This is a genomic window from Pseudonocardia sp. ICBG1142, assembly GCF_020496255.1.
Classification (GTDB): Bacteria; Actinomycetota; Actinomycetes; order Mycobacteriales; family Pseudonocardiaceae; genus Pseudonocardia.
In genome coordinates this window covers 639,072-658,692 of sequence record NZ_JAHLJC010000005.1, presented here as the reverse complement: position 1 = coordinate 658,692, position 19,621 = coordinate 639,072, and the positions used below count along the sequence as shown (strand labels likewise).

The 19,621-nt window shown below is 70.4% G+C and carries 22 protein-coding genes, 1 tRNA gene and 1 pseudogene; 13 read left to right on the top strand and 11 right to left on the bottom strand.

Translation table 11 applies throughout. The features are described 5' to 3' along the window. Nucleotides 1-165: 165 nt before the first annotated feature. Nucleotides 166-930, top strand: coding sequence for a transposase (locus KPL59_RS08440; RefSeq protein ID WP_226360452.1), 765 nt, complete (start codon nucleotides 166-168; stop codon nucleotides 928-930). A gap of 21 nt (nucleotides 931-951) precedes the next feature. Beyond that, nucleotides 952-1,476, top strand: coding sequence for a transposase family protein (locus KPL59_RS08435; protein WP_226360451.1), 525 nt, complete (start codon nucleotides 952-954; stop codon nucleotides 1,474-1,476). Between the two features lie 78 nt (nucleotides 1,477-1,554). On the opposite strand, the pseudogene KPL59_RS37475 reads toward KPL59_RS08435, so the two are convergent. Together KPL59_RS37475 and KPL59_RS08425 are read right to left on the bottom strand one after the other, a co-directional pair. Further along, nucleotides 1,555-2,061 (bottom strand): annotated as a pseudogene (locus KPL59_RS37475) (SIR2 family protein); the annotation flags it as partial. Between the two features lie 278 nt (nucleotides 2,062-2,339). Continuing rightward, nucleotides 2,340-2,975 carry a class I SAM-dependent methyltransferase gene (locus tag KPL59_RS08425; RefSeq protein WP_226360450.1) on the bottom strand — a complete coding sequence of 212 codons (636 nt, stop codon included), beginning with the start codon at nucleotides 2,973-2,975 and terminating at the stop codon, nucleotides 2,340-2,342. A gap of 382 nt (nucleotides 2,976-3,357) precedes the next feature. Here KPL59_RS08425 and KPL59_RS08420 point away from each other — a divergent pair, with 382 nt between their 5' ends. Beyond that, nucleotides 3,358-3,633, top strand: a complete 276-nt coding sequence (locus tag KPL59_RS08420) for a hypothetical protein (RefSeq protein ID WP_226360449.1) — start codon at nucleotides 3,358-3,360, stop codon at nucleotides 3,631-3,633. 213 nt (nucleotides 3,634-3,846) lie between these two features. On the opposite strand, the gene KPL59_RS08415 is transcribed toward KPL59_RS08420, so the two are convergent. The 5 genes from KPL59_RS08415 to KPL59_RS08395 form a co-directional block, all read right to left on the bottom strand. Beyond that, nucleotides 3,847-4,407 (bottom strand): hypothetical protein, encoded by a 561-nt coding sequence (locus tag KPL59_RS08415; RefSeq protein ID WP_226360448.1) that lies wholly within the window; start codon nucleotides 4,405-4,407, stop codon nucleotides 3,847-3,849. Next, nucleotides 4,400-5,152: a relaxase domain-containing protein gene (locus KPL59_RS08410; protein ID WP_226360447.1), complete on the bottom strand. Its 753-nt coding sequence runs from the start codon at nucleotides 5,150-5,152 to the stop codon at nucleotides 4,400-4,402. Before KPL59_RS08410 ends, KPL59_RS08415 begins: the two co-directional genes overlap by 8 nt. A gap of 105 nt (nucleotides 5,153-5,257) precedes the next feature. Then, nucleotides 5,258-5,332, bottom strand: a tRNA-Val gene (locus KPL59_RS08405). Between the two features lie 13 nt (nucleotides 5,333-5,345). Next, nucleotides 5,346-5,810: a peroxiredoxin gene (locus KPL59_RS08400; RefSeq protein ID WP_075311159.1), complete on the bottom strand. Its 465-nt coding sequence runs from the start codon at nucleotides 5,808-5,810 to the stop codon at nucleotides 5,346-5,348. Beyond that, entirely contained in the window at nucleotides 5,807-6,238 is a 432-nt protein-coding gene (locus KPL59_RS08395) for a DUF3052 domain-containing protein (protein ID WP_020624178.1), read from the bottom strand. Before KPL59_RS08395 ends, KPL59_RS08400 begins: the two co-directional genes overlap by 4 nt. Before the next feature lie 374 nt (nucleotides 6,239-6,612). Between KPL59_RS08395 and aceE the strand changes: the two genes are divergently transcribed. Beyond that, the gene (aceE, locus tag KPL59_RS08390) at nucleotides 6,613-9,405 is read left to right on the top strand and encodes a pyruvate dehydrogenase (acetyl-transferring), homodimeric type (RefSeq protein ID WP_226360446.1); all 2,793 of its coding nucleotides are present in this window, start codon (nucleotides 6,613-6,615) and stop codon (nucleotides 9,403-9,405) included. A gap of 224 nt (nucleotides 9,406-9,629) precedes the next feature. Further along, complete coding sequence (locus KPL59_RS08385) at nucleotides 9,630-9,833, top strand: cold-shock protein (RefSeq protein ID WP_020624180.1); 204 nt, start codon at nucleotides 9,630-9,632, stop codon at nucleotides 9,831-9,833. Nucleotides 9,834-9,922: 89 nt separating this feature from the next. On the opposite strand, the gene KPL59_RS08380 is transcribed toward KPL59_RS08385, so the two are convergent. Continuing rightward, complete coding sequence (locus KPL59_RS08380) at nucleotides 9,923-10,669, bottom strand: pirin family protein (RefSeq protein ID WP_226360445.1); 747 nt, start codon at nucleotides 10,667-10,669, stop codon at nucleotides 9,923-9,925. A 9-nt stretch (nucleotides 10,670-10,678) separates the two neighbouring features. Here KPL59_RS08380 and KPL59_RS08375 point away from each other — a divergent pair, with 9 nt between their 5' ends. The 5 genes from KPL59_RS08375 (at nucleotide 10,679) to KPL59_RS08355 (ending at nucleotide 15,696) form a co-directional block, all read left to right on the top strand. After that, the gene (locus tag KPL59_RS08375; RefSeq protein WP_226360444.1) at nucleotides 10,679-12,058 is read left to right on the top strand and encodes a CdaR family transcriptional regulator; all 1,380 of its coding nucleotides are present in this window, start codon (nucleotides 10,679-10,681) and stop codon (nucleotides 12,056-12,058) included. A 141-nt stretch (nucleotides 12,059-12,199) separates the two neighbouring features. Continuing rightward, on the top strand, nucleotides 12,200-13,123 hold the full coding sequence (locus tag KPL59_RS08370) for an ACP S-malonyltransferase (RefSeq protein WP_226360443.1): 924 nt from the start codon (nucleotides 12,200-12,202) through the stop codon (nucleotides 13,121-13,123). Nucleotides 13,124-13,128: 5 nt separating this feature from the next. After that, entirely contained in the window at nucleotides 13,129-14,109 is a 981-nt protein-coding gene (locus KPL59_RS08365) for a beta-ketoacyl-ACP synthase III (protein WP_226360554.1), read from the top strand. A gap of 53 nt (nucleotides 14,110-14,162) precedes the next feature. Next, nucleotides 14,163-14,405, top strand: coding sequence for an acyl carrier protein (locus tag KPL59_RS08360; RefSeq protein WP_020623056.1), 243 nt, complete (start codon nucleotides 14,163-14,165; stop codon nucleotides 14,403-14,405). A gap of 43 nt (nucleotides 14,406-14,448) precedes the next feature. After that, nucleotides 14,449-15,696, top strand: a complete 1,248-nt coding sequence (locus KPL59_RS08355; protein ID WP_226360442.1) for a beta-ketoacyl synthase — start codon at nucleotides 14,449-14,451, stop codon at nucleotides 15,694-15,696. A gap of 43 nt (nucleotides 15,697-15,739) precedes the next feature. Here the strand turns inward: KPL59_RS08355 and KPL59_RS08350 are convergent, their stop codons facing one another. The 3 genes from KPL59_RS08350 to KPL59_RS08340 form a co-directional block, all read right to left on the bottom strand. Further along, the gene (locus KPL59_RS08350) at nucleotides 15,740-16,285 is read right to left on the bottom strand and encodes a hypothetical protein (RefSeq protein WP_226360441.1); all 546 of its coding nucleotides are present in this window, start codon (nucleotides 16,283-16,285) and stop codon (nucleotides 15,740-15,742) included. Between the two features lie 44 nt (nucleotides 16,286-16,329). After that, the gene (locus KPL59_RS08345) at nucleotides 16,330-16,821 is read right to left on the bottom strand and encodes a DUF3145 domain-containing protein (RefSeq protein ID WP_043277342.1); all 492 of its coding nucleotides are present in this window, start codon (nucleotides 16,819-16,821) and stop codon (nucleotides 16,330-16,332) included. A gap of 225 nt (nucleotides 16,822-17,046) precedes the next feature. Beyond that, nucleotides 17,047-18,123: an MBL fold metallo-hydrolase gene (locus KPL59_RS08340; protein ID WP_226360440.1), complete on the bottom strand. Its 1,077-nt coding sequence runs from the start codon at nucleotides 18,121-18,123 to the stop codon at nucleotides 17,047-17,049. 222 nt (nucleotides 18,124-18,345) lie between these two features. Here KPL59_RS08340 and KPL59_RS08335 point away from each other — a divergent pair, with 222 nt between their 5' ends. The 3 genes from KPL59_RS08335 to KPL59_RS08325 all read left to right on the top strand — a co-directional run bounded on the left by KPL59_RS08335 (nucleotide 18,346) and on the right by KPL59_RS08325 (nucleotide 19,618). Next, nucleotides 18,346-18,558 (top strand): helix-turn-helix domain-containing protein, encoded by a 213-nt coding sequence (locus tag KPL59_RS08335; RefSeq protein WP_020623051.1) that lies wholly within the window; start codon nucleotides 18,346-18,348, stop codon nucleotides 18,556-18,558. Between the two features lie 14 nt (nucleotides 18,559-18,572). Continuing rightward, the gene (locus KPL59_RS08330; RefSeq protein ID WP_226353506.1) at nucleotides 18,573-19,325 is read left to right on the top strand and encodes a methyltransferase domain-containing protein; all 753 of its coding nucleotides are present in this window, start codon (nucleotides 18,573-18,575) and stop codon (nucleotides 19,323-19,325) included. Nucleotides 19,326-19,420: 95 nt separating this feature from the next. After that, nucleotides 19,421-19,618 (top strand): hypothetical protein, encoded by a 198-nt coding sequence (locus tag KPL59_RS08325; RefSeq protein WP_145981270.1) that lies wholly within the window; start codon nucleotides 19,421-19,423, stop codon nucleotides 19,616-19,618. Nucleotides 19,619-19,621: the final 3 nt, after the last annotated feature.

The following is a 19,621-nucleotide window of genomic DNA, read 5'->3' as shown; positions in this document are numbered from 1 at the left end:
ACCTATACCTCCGCGCCAGCGCCTATCAGTGCGTTCATGGAGCCGGGAGGCTTATTCAGGCCCCGTGAAATAACGATCTAGCCCGGCGTGTCGGGTTGGGCGACAGCCCGTCCATCGCGAATATTGGTTTGCCGAATCAATCCGAGATGAACGGGCTGCCGCAGTATGTACTATACCACTGGTTTCCGGCGTGATGAAATTCAGGATCTTGTCGCTATAGTGTATGAGCAGGATCAGCGGGACGCGACGGAGGCACGTTTGTCTTGGCCGCCGGTTCTGGGGTTGTTCTGGTCGGTGGTGATCACGTTGGCGTATCTGCGCGGGAATCGTGTGCAGTGGGAGTTGGCGGAAACCTATGGGGTGTCGCAGTCGACGGTTAGTCGAGCGATCACGGGGGTGACACCGTTGCTGGCACAGGCGCTGCGGAGTGTCGTTCCGACGGCAGAGGAGCTTCGTGCCGATCGGCAGTACATCATCGATGGAACCTTGCTGCCCTGCTGGTCATGGGCCGCGGTGCCGGGTCTGTGGTCGGGCAAGCATCGCACCACCGGCGTCGTCGTCCAGGTCGCAGCCACCCTGGAAGGGCAGCTGTCGTGGATCTCCGACCCGACCCCAGGCTCCCGACACGACCTATATTGCCTCGACCAATCCGGCGCCCTCGACCACCTCGCCACATACCCCCCGATCGGCGATAAAGGATACATCGGGCGCGGCATGCTCACCCCGTTCAAAAAACCACCCGGCCGGGAACTTCTCGACTGGCAAAAAACATTCAACAAGAGCCTCAACCACACACGCGCCACCATCGAACGAGTCATCGCCCATATCAAAACGTGGAAAGTTCTCCACGCAGACTACCGGCGGCCCTACGCCACATTTAAAACGACAATCTCGGCAGTCATCGGACTCATCTTCTACACACTTACCTGACGGAGCCTGAATAAGCCTCCGTTGCTGGCACAGGCGCTGCGGAGTGTCGTTCCGACGGCAGAGGAGCTTCGTGCCGATCGGCAGTACATCATCGATGGAACCTTGCTGCCCTGCTGGTCATGGGCCGCGGTGCCGGGTCTGTGGTCGGGCAAGCATCGCACCACCGGCGTCGTCGTCCAGGTCGCAGCCACCCTGGAAGGGCAGCTGTCGTGGATCTCCGACCCGACCCCAGGCTCCCGACACGACCTATATTGCCTCGACCAATCCGGCGCCCTCGACCACCTCGCCACATACCCCCCGATCGGCGATAAAGGATACATCGGGCGCGGCATGAACACCCCGTTCAAAAAACCACCCGGCCGGGAACTTCTCGACTGGCAAAAAACATTCAACAAGAGCCTCAACCACACACGCGCCACCATCGAACGAGTCATCGCCCATATCAAAACGTGGAAAGTTCTCCACACAGACTACCGGCGGCCCTACGCCACATTTAAAACGACAATCTCGGCAGTCATCGGACTCATCTTCTACACACTTACCTGACGGAGCCTGAATAAGCCTCAGTATCTGGGCAATGTCTCCGGTAAGATTCATCCCACTAATCGGTAGAACCTCGATATTTCTCGCTCGAAACAACTCATACTCAAAGTCGCTTGGATCAGCGACGGCGATATACGCCCGCCGTCCTGTCGGAGCACTTGGCAACAAGCCAAATTGCTCATTCACCATTCTGAAAAGATAAGAGACATTCCAGTCGCGGAAACTATATCCTAGGAAGAGTACCGCACGACCAAGCATATCTGACTTCAAGCGCTGATCTTCGGTTGCAACAAAGTTTAGTCGACTCTCATAGTCAGATTCAGAGAGAACCATTCGGTCGGGATTTGAGAGGTCGCCATGAAACTTCACAACTTCACATCCTGAACCAGGCCGGTTTCGAGCCCGACTCTTTAGAACGTTTGCAATGTGGGCCTCGACCGCTACGACACTGCACGGGCGCCCATGCAGCGCGAGTCCGCGCTCAAGAAAATCATCGTAGTTCGTCGTGCATAGGAGCGGGCATAGCTCCAGTGCTGCCAATGCCTTATGAATTGGTGACGCTAGGAGCGCCGCATCTGGCGCCGCCATCTCCTGCTGAAACCAGTTTCTCAGTGCCGCGATTTCCCCGCTATGTTTGATGCGATAGTACTCAAGAATCTGCAGATCATCTCCTCGCACCCTGAGCAGATTCGGATCATCGAAGCCGAGCATCTTCGCTGCTTGGTCTACCAGCTCGGACCAGGACAGTCCTCGTCGAATCTGACCGTCTCGCTCCCACTGAACTGACATTGAAGCGCCAGCGCCGACGAAGAGGATCAGACGCCCCTCCTTGTATCTTGAAACCAAGTCAGGAGGCAGCCTGTGTGTCATCGTCGAGTAGCAATCAGACGAGTCAGGCTGTGCGAATGCTCGATCTCGTTGTTCGGATGGCGCTCAACCAGGTCCTGATCTGTAGCTACATCAAGGCGCCAGTCTGAATACTGGCCAAGATAAAACTGGTGAGTGAGCAGAGTAGGACAGAAGCCAGGATGACCGGCTAGATCTTGGGCGCGATCGTTGAACGCTACGACCACATTCCTCCCGCCCGCGCGAGTCCATCCCTTCACGCGTTTGATCAGCGGTTCAATCGACTCAGATTCCAGACAATGAAAGAGCCCATAGGCGACGACAAGATCAAACTCTCCGTCCGAGAACTCCTGCGGCATCACATCAGCAACTCGCCACTCGATCCCTGGAGTATCGGGCCAGATGGAATTCCCGTTCGCAATCGCGGCGTCTGAAACATCAACAGCGATCACGTTTGCTCCGCGCTCAGCGAGGAAGGCGGCGTTCTTTCCTTCGCCACAACCCAGATCGAGTACTCGCCAATCGCGGACAGCCACCTGGCTTACAAGAAGCCTCACCAGGCTGGCGGGCTCAGTACCCCAGAAGCACGGACAAGATCGATACCCTGCCTCATAGCCCCCGTCGTGGGCGGGCGGGTCGCCTGGTAGGAACGCCATGGCACTTCCTACCACGATCCATGGCCGCACTGGTTCAGCGATCCCTCATCGCAACGTTGCCGCACGGCGAAGCTCTGGGTCGGGTGATATCACTGGGCCAAACCACGCAACGGCCTGTTCTGGGGCTGGTCTGGTAGCAGCAGTACCTCTAGTTGTCGATCTTCGAGCTGGTGCTGGTCCGGCCCCGTTCGCAGACGGAACTGACTGGGGTATACCGGACACTGCTCAGGTATGAAGGAGCTGACGGAAGCCGGCTGGGCCACCAAGCTGGAGCAGTCCGCGATCGCAACGATGGAGACGCAGCTGAGTGAGGGCGGGTGCGTCCCGCCACCGATGGCGAATCTACTCTGCGCCGAGCTGCGGCCAAGCCTACGCGGGGTTCGTGCAGGTAAGACCGCTCCGTTGGGGCACAGACGCCCAGCAGGCAATCGTCGATCTCGCCTGCGCCGCGTCAATGGCGGACGCCCCGCGCCTGGTCATCGTGTGGGAGCGGGCCGGCCTACAAGAGGCGCTTGGGATCCTGGGCCCGCCGCTACCGACGGGGCTGGTGGTGCTCGACGCGTCGAAGGCGGTTGAGCACGTCGTCGGCTGGTATCCGGCTGAGCTGGCCCAGACCAGTACCCGACCCGACGGGTTTCCGGTTGTGACCACGGAGTGATTCCTGGCGCACCGGATCGTCGAGTGTTTGCTTCCGGCTCCGGTCGCCGAACTGCTGGAGCTGTGGCGGACCCGTGTACCTCGTCGGACACCGACCTGATGAACACCTATCTCGATCTGGAGGGCGAGCGTTGCCGCATGCGGTGGACCCAACCGCCCAACGACGCGCCGTTGGAGACGTGGCCGCGGTGGCGGCGCGTCGTCGAAGGCGTCCTCACCGCTCAGGATAAGACGTCGGCGTAGCCATCGCCGTCTGCGTCGTACGGAGTTTCGGTGAACGGATCCTCGCGGGTGTGCTCAACGTCGCGAGCCTCGGGGTGTCAAGGCTGCCCTCGTAACCTCCTGGGCCTGAATCTCGTCCAGGGCCGACGGGCCCGGGTGACCACGTCTTCGGACTTGGCAGTCGTCGTAACCCGCAGGTCGTCCTCTGCTGCTCCCGCGGCTCAGCCGCGGCCGAGCCGCGCACGTCGGAGACCGCGGTCTCCAGGACCGGACTGTCGTCGAGGGCCTGGTGCTCGACGGCGAGGGTGTCGTGGAGGTCGTGCTCGGTGATCGGGCGGTGATCGTCTTCTGCGTGCATGGCTTCGTCGTGGGCGGTGAGCCATTCTTTGGCGGTGACTCGCTCGTCCGGGTCGGCGCGGTCACTGTTGCGGTGCGCGAGCGCGATCACCGCAGGGTCGTGCTTGTCCCGGTCGACTGCGGTGCACAGCAACCAGCGTCCGCGAGCCGCCTCGACCTCCTCCATCTCGCCGGCGCGCCGATCCAGCTCAGTCACGAGGGCGGCGGCGCCGTCGGCGGCCTGGCACAGCACGGGGCCGGGGCTGTCGCGGCATCGGCTTCGGCACGGTGCAGGGTGGCGGCGGCGCGGTGGTGCTCGGCTGCCTGGCGGGTCCCGGCCAGCTCGTTGGCGGGAAAGAGGGGCGCCCACGCCTGCTGACGCTCGTAGGCACTCCTCGGTCGTGCGCTCCGCGACCGCCGCGGCGGCCGGGCGCCAACGGGTGCAGGCTCCGGCCGTCGACGGTGCGCCACACACCGTCGGGGCCCTCGACGCGGTTGAGGATCGTGTTGTAGACGTGCAGCTGCGGATCCGGGTCCCGGGAGTCGTGCTGGAAGAACGACGCAACCGCGAGTTCGTGGGCGTCGGCATAGCGGCCGGCGGCACCTCCGTGGTGCCCGACCCGGGTGTAGCCGGCCTTGTCCCGCAGCAGCTCCAGCGCGGCGTTGTTCCCGGCCCAGATCGCGTCCTCGACCGCCGCGCGGAACTCGCCCCACGCCGCTGCCGTGGGCTCGTCCCCGGCCTGGCGGACGGCGACCTCGCGGGCCTCGAACGCTGTGTGCAGTAGCGTGACCGACTTCTGCACCGATAACTTGGCATCGTAGAACGCGACGTTGTGCCGAGCCTTCTTCCCCGCCTCCGTCCGGAGCTGGGCACGGCGTTCCGCCGAGGCGTCCGGCTCGCGTTCCAACGCAGCGGCGTAGATCTCGTCCTCGGACAGGTACCTGCAGCCAGTGCGTTCCAACGTCGAGACGCTGTCCCACCTGGACGAGTCGTGGAGCGCGGTGTACCGCGAGGTCGAGCCCCGCTCGCAGAGTCAACACAGACTCACGAAGGCAATCGTCCGGGATGGTGGGCGCAGTAGGGATCGAACCTACGACCGCTCGGGTGTAAACCGAGTGCTCTCCCGCTGAGCTATGCGCCCGGGATGGACATCTTCACACGGCCGACAGCGCCCGCCGCCACCCGTCCTGGTCCCGCGGCTCCCCCGGCCGGTTCACCTCGGTGAACGAGACGGTGCCGTCCGGTCTGACCAGGAACGTCCCCCGCAACGCCATCCCCTTCGCGGTGTCGAACACCCCGTAGGACGACGCCACGGCCCCGTGCGGCCAGAAGTCCGACAGCAGCGGGAACCCGAATCCCGCGGACGTGGCCCAGGCCGCCAGCGAGAACGTCGGGTCGCAGGAGATTGCCAGCACCTGGACCGAGGAGTTCTGGAAGTCCCCGAGCGTCGACTGCACGGCCTCGAGCTCCCCGCCACAGATCCCGGAGAACGCGAACGGGTAGAAGACGAGCAGGGCAGAGCGCCCCGACCCGAGCACCGACGCCAGCGAGACCGGCTGCCGGTTCTGGTCGGGGAGCTCGAAGTCCGGGGCGACCGCGCCCTCGACGACTGGGCTCAGCGCTTGCCCTTCCCCTGCTTCGGCGGCACGAGCTTCGACCCCACCCAGTCGTCCCCGAGCGTCGCGTTGGACGTCTGCGACAGCCCGGCGGTCGGAGCCGCCTCGGCGATCTCGGAGGGCTGGATGTGGCCGTCACGGCCGGTCTTGGGTGTCAGGACCCACACGAATCCCTCGTCCGAGAGGGGTGTTCGGGCGTCGACCAGGGTGTCGATCAGGTCGCCGTCCCCGTCGCGGAACCACAGGAGCACGACGTCGATGACCTCCTGGGCGTCCTCGTCGAGGAGCTCCTCACCGGTCGTGTCCTCGACGGCCTCTCTGACCTGGTCGTCGATGTCGGTGTCGTACCCGAGTTCCTGGACGATCATGCCCGGCTCGATGCCGAGCTTTGCCGCGATGTCGGACGCACCGGCATCTGCCGCGGTCACCACTCGTTCCCCTTTCACGCTGCTCACGCAGTCCATCGTCTTCGGTTCCGCGTGCGGGCGCCACCCTTCGCGCGAAATCGGATGGGGCATCCGATCACGGGGGCCCGACCGGATGCAACCGGCCCGGGGTTCGCGCCCCGGTGACGCGCAGGTCACCCCGCCCTCCGTTCAGTTACGTACGAGTAGTACCTATCCTCGCGGCAAGAGCCCGACTTCGTGAACGACGAGTTTCGGGACCGCGCCGGAACAGGCACGATGGACCGAGCCACGGCCACGACTGCCGAGTCCGGCCGGCGACGTCGCCCCACACATGCCGGCGGCGGGTACGACAGGGCCGGGCGATCCCGGCCACCGACGGAATCAGGCAGGGAGAACCCTTGACCGCGCAGAGCAGCAGGGCCGGCAACACCGACAACGGGGAGCCGCGCCGCGTCAACGTCATCCGGGACGGGTTGGCAGCCCACCTCCCGGACATCGACCCGGAGGAGACGGCCGAGTGGCTGGAGTCCTTCGACGCGGTCCTCGACAACGCCGGCCGCCAGCGCGCCCGCTACCTCATGCTGACGATGCTGCAGCGCGCCCGCGAGAAGCACGTGGGCGTCCCGTCGCTGACCGCGACGGACTACGTCAACACCATCCCGACCGACCGTGAGCCGTGGTTCCCCGGCGACGAGGACGTCGAGCGCACCTACCGGCGCTGGGTGCGCTGGAACGCCGCGATGACCGTGCACCGCGCGCAGCGGCCGGGCATCGGCGTCGGTGGGCACATCTCGTCCTACGCCTCGTCGGCGACCCTGTACGAGGTCGGCTTCAACCACTTCTTCCGCGGCAAGGAGCACCCGGGCGGCGGCGACCAGATCTACATCCAGGGGCACGCCTCCCCCGGCATCTACGCCCGCGCGTTCCTCGAGGGACGCCTGTCCGAGGACCGCCTCGACGGCTTCCGCCAGGAGCTCAGCCACGCCGGCCCGGGCGGCGGCCTGCCGTCGTACCCGCACCCGCGCCTGATGCCGGACTTCTGGGAGTTCCCCACGGTCTCGATGGGCATCGGCCCGATGAACGCGATCATGCAGGCGCGGTTCAACCGCTACCTGAGCGGCCGCGGCATCAAGGACACCTCGCAGCAGCAGGTGTGGGCCTTCCTCGGCGACGGCGAGATGGACGAGCCCGAGTCGCGCGGCCTGATCCACGTCGCGGCCAACGAGGGCCTGGACAACCTGAACTTCGTCGTCAACTGCAACCTGCAGCGCCTCGACGGCCCGGTCCGCGGCAACGGCAAGATCATCCAGGAGCTGGAGGCGTTCTTCCGGGGAGCCGGCTGGAACGTCATCAAGGTCATCTGGGGCCGCGAGTGGGACGCCCTGCTGCACGGCGACCGCGACGGCGCCCTGATCAACCTGATGAACACCACGCCGGACGGCGACTTCCAGACCTACAAGGCCAACGACGGCGCCTACGTCCGCGACCACTTCTTCGGCCGCGACCCGCGCACCAAGTCCCTCGTCGAGCCGATGAGCGACGCCGAGATCTGGAAGCTCAAGCGCGGCGGCCACGACTACCGCAAGGTGCACGCTGCCTACGCCGCGGCGACCGCGCACCACGGCCAGCCGACCGTCATCCTGGCCAAGACCATCAAGGGCTACGGCCTGGGCACGCACTTCGCGGGCCGCAACGCCACCCACCAGATGAAGAAGCTCACGCTCGACGACCTCAAGCAGTTCCGCGACGAGCAGCGCATCCCGATCTCGGACAAGCAGCTCGAGGCCGACCCGTACCTGCCGCCGTACTACCACCCCGGCGAGTCCGACGAGGCGATCCAGTACCTGCGCGAGCGCCGTCGCCAGCTGGGCGGGCCGCTGCCGTCGCGCCGGACCGCCAGCAAGCCGCTGGTGCTCCCCGGCGACAAGGTCTACGACTTCGTCAAGAAGGGGTCCGGCAAGCAGGAGGTCGCCACGACGATGGCGTTCGTCCGGCTGCTGCGCGAGCTCATCAAGGACAAGGAGATCGGCGCGCGCTTCGTGCCGATCATCCCGGACGAGGCCCGTACCTTCGGTATGGACTCGATGTTCCCGAGCCAGAAGATCTACAACCCGAACGGCCAGAACTACACCTCGGTCGACGCCGACCTGATGCTCGCCTACAAGGAGTCCGAGCAGGGCCAGATCCTGCACGAGGGCATCAACGAGGCCGGGTCGGTCGGGTCGTTCACCGCGGCGGGCACGTCCTACGCCACGCACGACGAGCCGATGATCCCGGTCTACGTCTTCTACTCGATGTTCGGGTTCCAGCGGACCGGCGACTCGATCTGGGCCGCCTCGGACCAGATGGCCCGCGGCTTCCTCGTCGGCGCCACGGCCGGTCGCACCACGCTGACCGGTGAGGGCCTGCAGCACAACGACGGCCACTCGCTGCTGCTCGCGGCGACCAACCCGGCCGTCGTCGCCTACGACCCGGCGTTCTCCTTCGAGGTCGCGCACATCGTCCAGGACGGGCTGCGCCGGATGGTCGGCGAGAAGCCCGAGAACGTCATCTACTACCTGACGGTCTACAACGAGCCCTACCGCCAGCCGGCCGAGCCGGAGAACGTGGACCGCGAGGGCATCCTGCGCGGCATGTACCGCTTCGCCCCGGCGCCCGAGGGCACCGGCCCGGTGGTGCGACTGCTCGCCTCCGGCGTCTCGCTGCCGTGGGCGCTGACCGCACAGAAGATGCTCTCCGACGAGTGGGACGTCCGTGCCGAGGTCTGGTCGGTGACGTCGTGGGGCGAGCTGCGCCGCGACGGCGTCGACGCCGAGCACGCCAACCTGCTCAAGCCCGGCGACGAGCCGGTCGTGCCCTACGTGACCCAGAAGCTGGCCGAGGGCGACAACGGCGAGGCGCCGGTCGTGGCGGTCTCGGACTGGATGCGCGCGGTCCCCGACCAGATCCGCCAGTGGTCCCCGGCGCCGTTCCTGTCGCTGGGCACCGACGGGTTCGGGCTGTCCGACACCCGTCCGGCCGTGCGCCGCCACTTCGCGGTCGACGTCGAGTCCATCGTCGTCGGCGCGCTGTCGCTGCTGGCGAAGCAGGGCCTGGTGAAGACCGAGACCGCGGCCGAGGCCGCGGCCGGCTACAAGATCGACGACCCGCAGGCCGCCGGCCCGCAGATCGGCGACGGCGGGGCCGCCTGACCCCACCCGGCCCGCGACGGCCCGCCTCCCCCACCGGAGGCGGGCCGTCGTCCGTTTTCGCCCCTCCCAGGGCGGCGCAGATCACGATAGGCTCCGCGCGACGGCGGTGGCGGTGATCACTCGTCCTCGCGACTCGCCGTCCTGACCAGGGCGTCGACCGTGTGCGCCGCTGGCCCGCGGTCCGGGGCGGAGTGTTCCGGGCCGATGATCTCCAGGGAGCGGTAATGGCAGAAGGCACCGTCAAGTGGTTCAACAGCGAGAAGGGCTACGGCTTCCTCGCCCCCGACGGTGGTGGTGCGGACGTGTTCGTGCACTACTCGGCAATCCAGACGAACGGCTACAAGAGCCTCGACGAGGGCCAGCGCGTCTCGTTCGACATCGAGCAGGGGCAGAAGGGGCCGCAGGCCAGCGCGGTCACGCCACTCTGAGCCGCCCGGTCACCCGCCCGGCGCGGTGACCGCAGCAGGCCGTACCGGCCGAGGCCCGCGCCCCGGCCGCGTTCCGCGGTGCCCGGGTGTCACCACCCCAGCGCCGCGTGCATCTCCCACACCAGGAGCTCGGCCCCGGCCGGTCCGGCGGTGACCCGCCGGCCGCCGTCGTCGACGACCCTGGCCGCGTCGCCCGTGGCGAGCGCGTCTCCGGGCACGTCCTCCAGCGTCGCGTCCCCGCGTGCCACGAACGCGTGCACGAACGGGGCGGTCGGCAGCACCGTGGCCGACCCCGGCGCGAGCCGTGCCACCGACAGCGCCGCCGCGCGCTGACGCAGCGGCAGCAGGGTCGCGTCGCGGTGCCGTTCCAGCCCCGAGGCCAGGACGACCGTGTCGCCGTGCGCCCACTCGTCCGCCTCCCGCACGAGGTGGCGCGGGTCGCCGCCGGGCTCCTCGGGCACCACCCACATCTGCACGAACCGCACGCCCCCGTCCGGCGTCGCGTGCTCGGAGTGACGCACACCCGACCCGGCACCCAGGTACTGCACCCCGCCGGGCCCGACCCGTGCGGTCCACCCGGTGGCGCTGTCGCGGTGCTCCAGCTCGCCGTCGACGACCCAGGTGAGGATCTCGGTGTCGCGGTGCGGGTGCTCGTCGTAGCCGCGCCCCGGGACGAGCCGGTCCTCGTTGTGCAGCAGGAGCAGCCCGAAGTGGGTGTTGGCCGGGTCGTAGTGCGCGCCGGCGGAGAAGCTGTGCCACGAGTCGAGCCAGCCGGTCCGCGTGCGCGCACGCGAATCCGCGCGCCGGAGCGTGACGTGTCCTGTGGGTGCGTCCATCGTCGTGTCATGCTGCCCGACGTGCACCGCCACCCGGTCGCGGACGCGACGTTGCGCCGCCTCGAGCTCGCCTCCTCCAGGCTGGCCGCGGCCTGTCTGGCGGAGATGGAGCGGCGCTGCTCGTGGTTCGCCGGGCTGCCCGCCGACCAACGCGCCGGCGTGGCCCTGGTGACCCAGACCGGCGTCGCGAACTTCGTGTCCTGGCTGCGCGAGCCGGACCGCACCACCCCGCTGACCGCCGAGGCGTTCCGGATCGCGCCGCGCGACCTGGCCCGGCGGATCAGCCTGCGCCAGACCGTCGAGCTCGTGCGCATCGCCGCGGACGTGTTCGAGGAGCACCTGCCCCCGCTCGCCGACGACGCCGAGCGCCACGAGCTGACCGAGGCCGTGCTGCGCTTCGGCCGGGAGATCGCCTTCGCCGCCGCCACCGTGTACGCCGGCGCCGCAGAGTCCCGCGGCGCCTGGGACGCCCGGCTGGAGGCACTCGTCGTCGACGCCGTGCTGCGCGGCGACACCGACGGCGCGCTCGTCTCCCGGGCCGCCGCGCTCGGCTGGGACCCGGCCGCCCCGGTGCACTGCCTGGTCGGCTCCGCACCCGGGTCCGGCCCGGAGTCCCCGCAGCTGATCGTGGAGCTGCGTCGGGTCGCCGCGCGGCTCGGCCACGACGTGCTCGTCGGCGTCCAGGGACGCCGGCTGGTGGTCCTGCTGCACCTGACCGGGCGGCCCGCGCGCCGGGTGGCCGACCGGCTCGCCGAGACCACCTCCGCGCGCCGGCCGCCGGCCGGTCGCGGGCCGGCACCGGGGACGAGCGCGGTCACCGCGCGGGTGCTCGCCGAGGTCGCCGGGCACTTCGGGCCCGGACCGGTCGTCTCCGGCCCGCCCAGTACCGACCTGGCCACCGCGGGCGGCGCCGTCGCCGAGGCGCTGGCCGGACTGGCCGCGGCCCCGGGGCACCCCGACGCACCCCGCCCGGTCGACGCCGCCGACCTACTGCCGGAGCGGGCCCTGCACGGCGACCCGGCGGCGCGGCGCCGGCTCGCCGAGGACGTCCTGGCCCCGCTGTACGACACCGGCGGCGAGCTGCTGCGCACCCTGGCCGCTTACCTGGAGGGTGGGGCGAGCCTGGAGGGCTGCGCCCGCGCGCTGTACGTGCACCCCAACACGGTGCGCTACCGGCTGCGGCGCATCGGCGAGCTCGTCGGACGCTCCCCCACCGACCCGCGGGAGGCGTTCGTGCTGCGTGCCGCGCTCGTCGCGGACCGCACCGCCCGCGCGTCCGACGGGCCGGCCGTCGCCGCGCACACCCCGCTGACTCCCCTGGACCCGACCGGGGAGCATGATCCGGACGTCGACGGCGTCCGTGTCCCGGCGGGCGGGGCGTTGTCGTGAACCCTACAAACACCGGCCCCTACGGATCGGTAACGAGGCCCCGGTCACACCTGCGTGTCGTAGGTTTCCTACAACTTCGGTGGTCCGACTTCGTCGTAACCGGTATCCCGGCCCCGACCCCGAGAGGTGTGTGATGTCCTCGTGATCGCCCTGCTCGCACCCGGCCAGGGGGCCCAGACCCCCGGCATGCTCGCTCCGTGGCTGGAGGACCCGGCCGCGGCGGAGGCCGTCGCCGGCTGGTCCGACGCCGTGGGGCTCGACCTGACGCGCCTCGGCACCACCGCCGACGCGGAGGAGATCACCGACACCGCGGTCACGCAGCCGTTGATCGTCACGCTGGGTCTGCTGGCCGCGCGCCGCCTGCGCGAGCGGGTCGAGCTGCCGTCCGGGACCGTCGTCGCCGGGCACTCGATCGGCGAGATCACCGCCTGCGCGATCGCGGGCGTGCTGACCGAGGACGCCGCCGTCGCCCTCGCCGGGGTCCGCGGCCGTGAGATGGCCGCCGCCTGCGCCGTCGCGCCGACCTCGATGGCCGCCGTGCTCGGCGGCGAGGAGGAGGTCGTGCTGGCGCGCCTCGCCGAGCTGGGTCTCGACCCGGCCAACCGCAACGGGGCGGGCCAGATCGTCGCCGCCGGGACGAAGGAGGCGATCGCCGAGCTCGTCGCGTCGCCGCCGGAGAAGGCGCGGGTGAAGGCGCTCCCGGTCGCCGGGGCGTTCCACACCGCGCACATGGAGCCCGCGCGCGCCGCGTTGGAGAGCCACGCGTCGTCGGTGCCGGTGTCGGTTCCGACGCTCACCCTGCTCTCCAACGCCGACGGCGGGACCGTCGACACCGGCGCCGAGGCGCTGCGCCGGCTCGTCGCACAGGTCACCCGGCCGGTGCGCTGGGACGCCTGCATGCAGACCCTCGCCGACCACGGGACCGGTGCGACCCTCGAGCTGCCCCCGGGCGCGACGCTGACCGGGCTCGTCAAGCGCGCGGTCAAGGGGACCCCGACGCTGGCCCTCAAGACCCCCGAGCAGCTCGACGCCGCCGTCGACCTGATCGCCGAGCACGGGAAGTGAGCCGCATGCGACTGGCCGACACCGTCGCCGGAGCCCGCATCCTGGGCGTCGGCAGCTTCCAGCCGGAGCACGTGGTCACCAACGCCGACCTGGCGAAGCGGGTGGAGACCGACGACGCGTGGATCCGCAGCCGCGTCGGCATCGCCGAGCGGCGCATCGCCGACGCCGAGACCCTGCTGCCGGACATGGCGGTCGAGGCCGGGACGGCGGCGCTGAAGGACGCGGGGTTCGACCCGGCCGGGCTCGACGCCGTCGTCGTCGCGACCTGCACCATGCCGAACCCGATCCCGAACGCCGCGGCCCAGGTCGCCACCGGGGTCGGCGCGAACGGCGTCGCCGCGTTCGACCTCAACGCCGCGTGCGCGGGCTTCAGCTACGGCATCGGTGTCGCCTCGGACATGATCCGCGCCGGCTCCGCCCGGCACGTGCTGGTCATCGGCGCGGAGAAGCTGTCGGACTGGGTCGACTGGGACGACCGGTCGACCTGCATCATCTTCGCCGACGGCGCGGGCGCCGCCCTGCTGGGCCCGGCGGAGAGCCCCGACGACGTGGGTGTCGGTCCGGTCGTCTGGGGCAGCGCGGGTGACATCGCGTCCACGATCCGGATCCTCGGCGAGAGCACGAACAAGCTGCACCAGGAGGGCCAGGCGGTCTTCCGCTGGGCGACGACGGCCATCGCGCCGGTCGCGCTGGGGGCGATCGAGCGCGCCGGGCTCACCCCCGCCGACATCGACGTGCTGATCCCGCACCAGGCGAACCTCCGCATCGTCGAGGCCGTCGCCAAGAAGCTGCGCCAGAAGGGCGCCCGGGAGGACATGGTCGTCGCCGACGACATCGTGCACTCCGGCAACACCTCGTCCGCGTCCATCCCGATGGCGCTGGACCACATGCGCACGGCCGGCCGGGTACGGTCCGGCGACGTGCTGCTCCTCGTAGGCTTCGGCGCAGGACTGTCCTACGCCGGACAGGTCGTCGTCTGCCCCTGACCGGGCACCCCGACCTGGCACCCGCACCCAACCATCGCGCAAGGAGAACCATCGTGGCTGACAACGCCGAGATCCTCACCGGGCTGGCCGAGATCGTCGAGGAGGTCGCCGGCATCGACACCGCCGAGGTGACCCCCGAGAAGTCCTTCGTGGACGACCTGGACATCGACTCGCTGTCGATGGTGGAGATCGCCGTGCAGGCCGAGGACAAGTTCGGCGCCAAGATCCCGGACGACCAGCTCGCCGAGCTGAAGACCGTCGGCGACGCCGTCGACTTCATCGCCAAGCACCAGTGATCGGTACCGGCGTGCAGCTGCCCGCCGGGGAGAAGGAGACGTCATGACCGACGGAGTGGTCGTCACCGGTTTCGGGGCCACCACCCCGCTCGGCGGGGACGCCGCCTCCACCTGGGAGGCGCTGCTCGCCGGGAAGTCCGGGGTCGGAGCCACCCGGGCCGACTGGGTCGAGCGGTTCGACCTGCCGGTGTCCATCTCGGCCCAGCTCGCCGTGGAGCCCACCGAGATCCTGCCCCGTGTGCAGGCCCGCCGGATGGACCGGTGCGAGCAGGTCGCGGTGGTCGCGGCCAAGGAGGCCTGGGCGCACGCCGGACTCGGCCCGGTCCCCGGTGAGGACGGAGCCGCGGTCGAGGCCGAACGGCTCGCCGTCGTCATCGGCGCGGGCATCGGCGGCGCACCGACGCTGCTCGCGCAGGACGGCCTGCTCGAGGAGCACGGGCTGCGCAAGGTCTCGCCGCTGACCGTGCCGATGCTCATGCCCAACGGGCCGGCCGCGCTCGTGAGCCTGGAGTACAAGGCCAAGGGCGGGGTGCACTCCCCCGCCTCGGCGTGCGCCACCGGCGCCGAGGCCCTGGCCTGGGCCTACAAGCTGCTGCGCGACGGGGAGGTCGACGTCGTCCTCGCGGGCGGCGCCGAGTCCTGCATCGTCCCGATCACCGTGGCCGGGTTCGTGCAGTCACGGACCCTGTCCACCCGCAACGACGACCCGGAGGGCGCCTCCCGGCCGTTCGACACCGGGCGGGACGGCTTCGTCCTCGGTGAGGGCTCGGGCGTGCTCGTGCTCGAACGCGAGGAGTTCGCGAAGGCCCGCGGTGCCACCGTGCACGGCCGCCTCGCCGGTGTCGGCATGACGTCCGACGCCTACCACATCACCGGGCCCGACCCCGAGGGCGAGGGCCAGATCCGGGCGATGCAGAAGGCGGTGGCCGGGGCCGGCCTGACCGCCTCGGACATCGTCCACGTCAACTGCCACGCCACCTCCACGGTGGTCGGCGACGTGGGCGAGGCGACGGCCGTGCGGCGGGCGTTCGGCGACCACCCGGTGCTGACCGCGCCGAAGTCGGCGCTCGGGCACCTCGTGGGCGGGGCCGGGGCCGTCGAGGGGATCATCGCGCTGCTCAGCGTGCGCGACGACATCATCCCCGCGACGCTCAACCTCACCGACAAGGACCCGAAGGTCGAGCTGGACGTCGTCGCCGGTGAGCCGCGGAAGATGACCGTGGACGCCGCGGTCAACAACTCGTTCGGCTTCGGCGGGCACAACGCCTCGCTGGTGTTCACCAAGGCCTGACGCCTGGCGTGCGGGTCCCCGGCCGGGGACCCGCACGGCCCTCTCAGCAGGGGGCGCGCAGGATCCCGTCGGGGTCGCCGACGTCCATCCGCGGCGGCGAGCCCGCCATCGGGAACGCGACCTGCCAGCAGATCCGGCCGACGTGCAGGCCGGGCGGTCCGTCGTTCGGGTCCTGGACGCTGATGAAGCGGACCAGGGCGAGCACACCGCCGCCGGTCGTGGAGTCGATCCGGTCGATGCGGATGGTGCCGTCGACGGTGGACCCGATCCCCTCCAGCCACGCCTCGCGGGGCTGCCGGTCGGCGGTCTCGGGGTTCACCACGCGGGTCCAGGTCGCGTGGTCGCGGCCGTTGACCGCGTTGAAGTAGAGCTGCACCTGCTGCATCACCAGCTGGGCGGCCGGGTGCTCGGCGGCGCCCGCGCTGATGGTCACCTCGCTGCTGCCCGCGCCGTCGTCGGGCACCGTCTGCGGCGCGGACGCGGGGGCGACGCCGGAGCGGGTCGTCCCGGACACCGTCCACGCGACACCGCCGACGGCCACCAGCGCCACCAGCAGGACGCCGACCGTGATCGCGGCCCGGCCGTTCACTCCTCGCCCCCCATGGGACGACAGTCTGCCCGGCCCGGGCCGGCTCAGCCGACCCGGTGGGTCAGCAGCGTCACCGCCGCGCCGTCACCGGCGAAGCGGAAGGACTCCAGTTCGTCGTCCCAGGCGGTGCCCAGCAGCTGGTCCAGACGCCGGGACAGCCCGGCGCCGCCGTGCTCGGCCATGACCGTGCGCAGCTGGTCCTCGGGCAGCACGACGTCGCCGTTGGCGCTGGTGCGACCGTGCCACATGCCGAGGCCGGGGACGTGCATGAACCGCTCCCCGTCCACGCCGGGACTCGGTTCCTCGGTCACCTCGAATCGCAGCATCGACCAGGCCCTCAGCGCCCCCGCGAGCGCCCCGCCGCTACCGGCGGGACCGCTCCAGGTGCACTCGGCCCGCATCTGACCGGACGCCACCGGCTGCGCGGACCACTCGAGGGAGACCCGCGTTCCGAGAACGCCCGAGAGCGCCCACTCGACGTGCGGACAGACCGCAGTCGGCGACGAGTGGACGAACACCACTCCGCGTGTGCTCACTGCCAACCTCCGCTGTCGTCGACGAGGATCGTCTTCCCCTACGTCCTCGGCGCAGCGCGGTCGGTGCTGGGACCCGCGGTACAGATGTGCTGGGTGTGGGTGTGGTGACCTCCGTGGCGTGAGTGGACTCCGGTGACCTCACTCTGCCCGATTCCGCTCCGGGGAGCCACCCCGACACGACTACCGGGTGAACGGTGCGCGGCGTGTCGCGGCCCGGCGCGCGGGTCAGGCCGTGTAGGTGGCGACGGCGACCCCGGTGGCGGCGTCGGGGACCTCGGTCCGGCGCAGCTCACCGAGGTCGGCGAGCACGTCGAGGTGCGCCCCGGTCTCCAGGACCGCGAGGGTCCGGTTGAACAGGTCCATGTCCTCCAGCCGGCGTTCCCGCCGGGTCCAGCGCAGGACCCGGGCGACCGCGTCGGCGGTCGGATGGCCCGCGGCGACGGCGTCGCGGCACTGGGCGAGCCGGGCCTCGTGGTGGGCCAGCAGCTCGTCGACGCGGGCGTGCGCGCCGCCACCGACCGGGCCGTGCGCGGGCAGCAGGGTCGCGTCCGGCCGGGACCGGACCAGGCGCAGCGAGTCGAGGAACTGCCCGAGCGGGCTCGCCACCGGCGACGGCTGCAGGCCGATCGACGGGGTGATCCGGGGCAGCACGTGGTCCCCGGCGAACAGCAGCTCGTGGGCCTCGTCGGCGAACACGAGGTGCCCACGGGTGTGCCCCGGGGTCTCCACCGCGGTCAGGGTGCGCGTGCCGGCCGGGTCGGCGACGGCGATGGCGGCGCGGTCGGCGATCCACTCGTCGGGGGCCTCCCACTCCTCGGGGAGCGGACGCGGCCACGGCCCGGCCCGGCCGAGCTCGTCGACGATGCCGGCGGCACCGGCACGCAGCAGCCGGGACCGGTCGGGTTCGCCCGGCGGCCGGGCCGGGTCGGTGATGACCTCCAGGTTCGGGCGCTCCCCCGCCCCGAGCAGCACCCGGGTGCCGTACTCGCGGCGCAGCACCGAGGCCAGCGTGTAGTGGTCGCGGTGGGCGTGGGTGACCAGGAAGCGGCGGACGTCGCCGAAACCGGAGCCCATCGCCGCCAGCGCCTTGCCCAGCAGGTCGCGGGCCTCGTCGATCGCCCATCCGGAGTCGATCAGGGTCCAGCCGGTGTCGTCGGCGAGTGCGTAGACGTTCACCGCCCGCAGCCCGTCCTGGGGCAGCGGCAGCGGGATCCGGTACACCCCCGGGGCGCTGCGGAACACGCCCGGCGCGGTCCAGTCGCCGTCCGGGTCGTCATCGGTCACGGTGGAAGCGGCGGTCACCGCCCGACGATAGATGACCGGATCCGGGGGCGCCGCACCCTCCTGCGGGGCACATCATCACCCCACGTGTCGGGCTGGACACCGACAGTCGACGTTTTCCGGACAGTCCACCCGAGGGTGGTACACGATCGCACCGGGAGGGTGGCCCGATCCGCGCTACCGTCCCTGCGTTCGGTGATCAGAGGTCGGCCTGGGGGCGGGTCGGCGAAGGAGGGACGCAGCATGGCGGCAGGGATCCCGGAGCAACGGTCCGGGCAGGACGCGCCGTTCCTCACCGTGGCAGAGGTGGCGGACCGGATGCGGGTCTCCCGGATGACGGTGTACCGGCTGGTGCACTCCGGGGAGCTCCCCGCGGTGCGGTTCGGGCGCTCGTTCCGAGTGCCACCGGAGTCGGTGGAGGCGCTGATCGAGTCGGCGCGCTACACCGGCGGTTGAGACAGGGAGCCGGAATGCTGCCGGTCGACGCCGCGAGCGCACCGAGGGTCGCGGACACCTACGACACCCCCGAGGCCCGGACCGAACGGGAACGGACCCTGGAGCTGCTGGGCCCGCGGGCCGGCGAGCAGATCCTGGTCGTCGGGACCGGACCGGGGCAGCTGCTCGACGACGTCGCCAGGGCCGTCGGCCCGGGTGCCACGGGGGTCGACCCGGACCCGGTGATGGTGACGCTGGCACGACGTCGGTGCGGCACCCGTGCCGTCGTCACCCAGCGCGCGCTGGCCGGTCCGGGCTCGCTGCCCGGCGGTCCGGACGACGCCGTGGCCTGCCTGCAGGTCCTGGAGTTCGTCGACGACCTTCCGGCCGCCGTCACCGAGCTGTACCGGGTCCTGCGCCCGGGTGGGCGGCTGCTCGTGCTGGACACGGACTGGACCTCGCTGCACTGGCCCGGGCCGGGACAGGACCGGCACCGCCGCATCCGCGACGCGTGGTGCAGCACGGTGCCGCGGTCGCGGCTGCCCTACGAGCTGGGCCCGCTGCTGCAGCGCGCCGGGTTCGACGGGGAGTGGACGCGACGGATGCCGATGCGCGGGCCGGCCTCCACCGGCTACGGCGCCGCGCTGCGGGAGATGGTCGCCGAGGCCGCGCCGGGCCGGTGCGGGCTCACCCGGGCCGAGGTCGACGCGTGGGCGTCGGGCGTCGCGTCCTGCGGCGACGAGCCGTTCTCGGTGGACCGCTGGTTCCTGGGCGCCGTCCGGCCCTGAACCGCGTGCGGACGGGGCGTGGCGCGCGGGGCGCCGGTCGGGCAGCATCTCGGGCCGTGGGCTCCCCGTCGTCGCAGACACCGATCACCGCGCGGGTGAGGATCGGGCAGCAGCCCGACTTCGTCCGGCTGTTCCAGACGCTCCCCCGGGCCGGGGAGTGGGTCAACTTCGCCCCACCCGGCCGGCGGCGCGACGACTACGAGGTCGACTGGGTGCTGCACTGGGCGATCGACCCCGACGACAGCGACAGCCCGGACGTCACCGTCGAGATCCAGCTCGTCGACCCGGAGTAGGGC

Bases quoted from the DNA above. Each gene is read 5' to 3' on its own strand.
- KPL59_RS08440 (WP_226360452.1), top strand. From the start codon at position 166: ATGTACTATACCACTGGTTTCCGGCGTGATGAAATTCAGGATCTTGTC.
- KPL59_RS08425 (WP_226360450.1), bottom strand. From the start codon at position 2,975: ATGGCGTTCCTACCAGGCGACCCGCCCGCCCACGACGGGGGCTATGAG.
- KPL59_RS08385 (WP_020624180.1), top strand. From the start codon at position 9,630: ATGGCAGAAGGCACCGTCAAGTGGTTCAACAGCGAGAAGGGCTACGGC.
- KPL59_RS08380 (WP_226360445.1), bottom strand. From the start codon at position 10,669: ATGGACGCACCCACAGGACACGTCACGCTCCGGCGCGCGGATTCGCGT.
- KPL59_RS08375 (WP_226360444.1), top strand. From the start codon at position 10,679: ATGCTGCCCGACGTGCACCGCCACCCGGTCGCGGACGCGACGTTGCGC.
- KPL59_RS08365 (WP_226360554.1), top strand. From the start codon at position 13,129: ATGCGACTGGCCGACACCGTCGCCGGAGCCCGCATCCTGGGCGTCGGC.
- KPL59_RS08355 (WP_226360442.1), top strand. From the start codon at position 14,449: ATGACCGACGGAGTGGTCGTCACCGGTTTCGGGGCCACCACCCCGCTC.
- KPL59_RS08335 (WP_020623051.1), top strand. From the start codon at position 18,346: ATGGCGGCAGGGATCCCGGAGCAACGGTCCGGGCAGGACGCGCCGTTC.
- KPL59_RS08330 (WP_226353506.1), top strand. From the start codon at position 18,573: ATGCTGCCGGTCGACGCCGCGAGCGCACCGAGGGTCGCGGACACCTAC.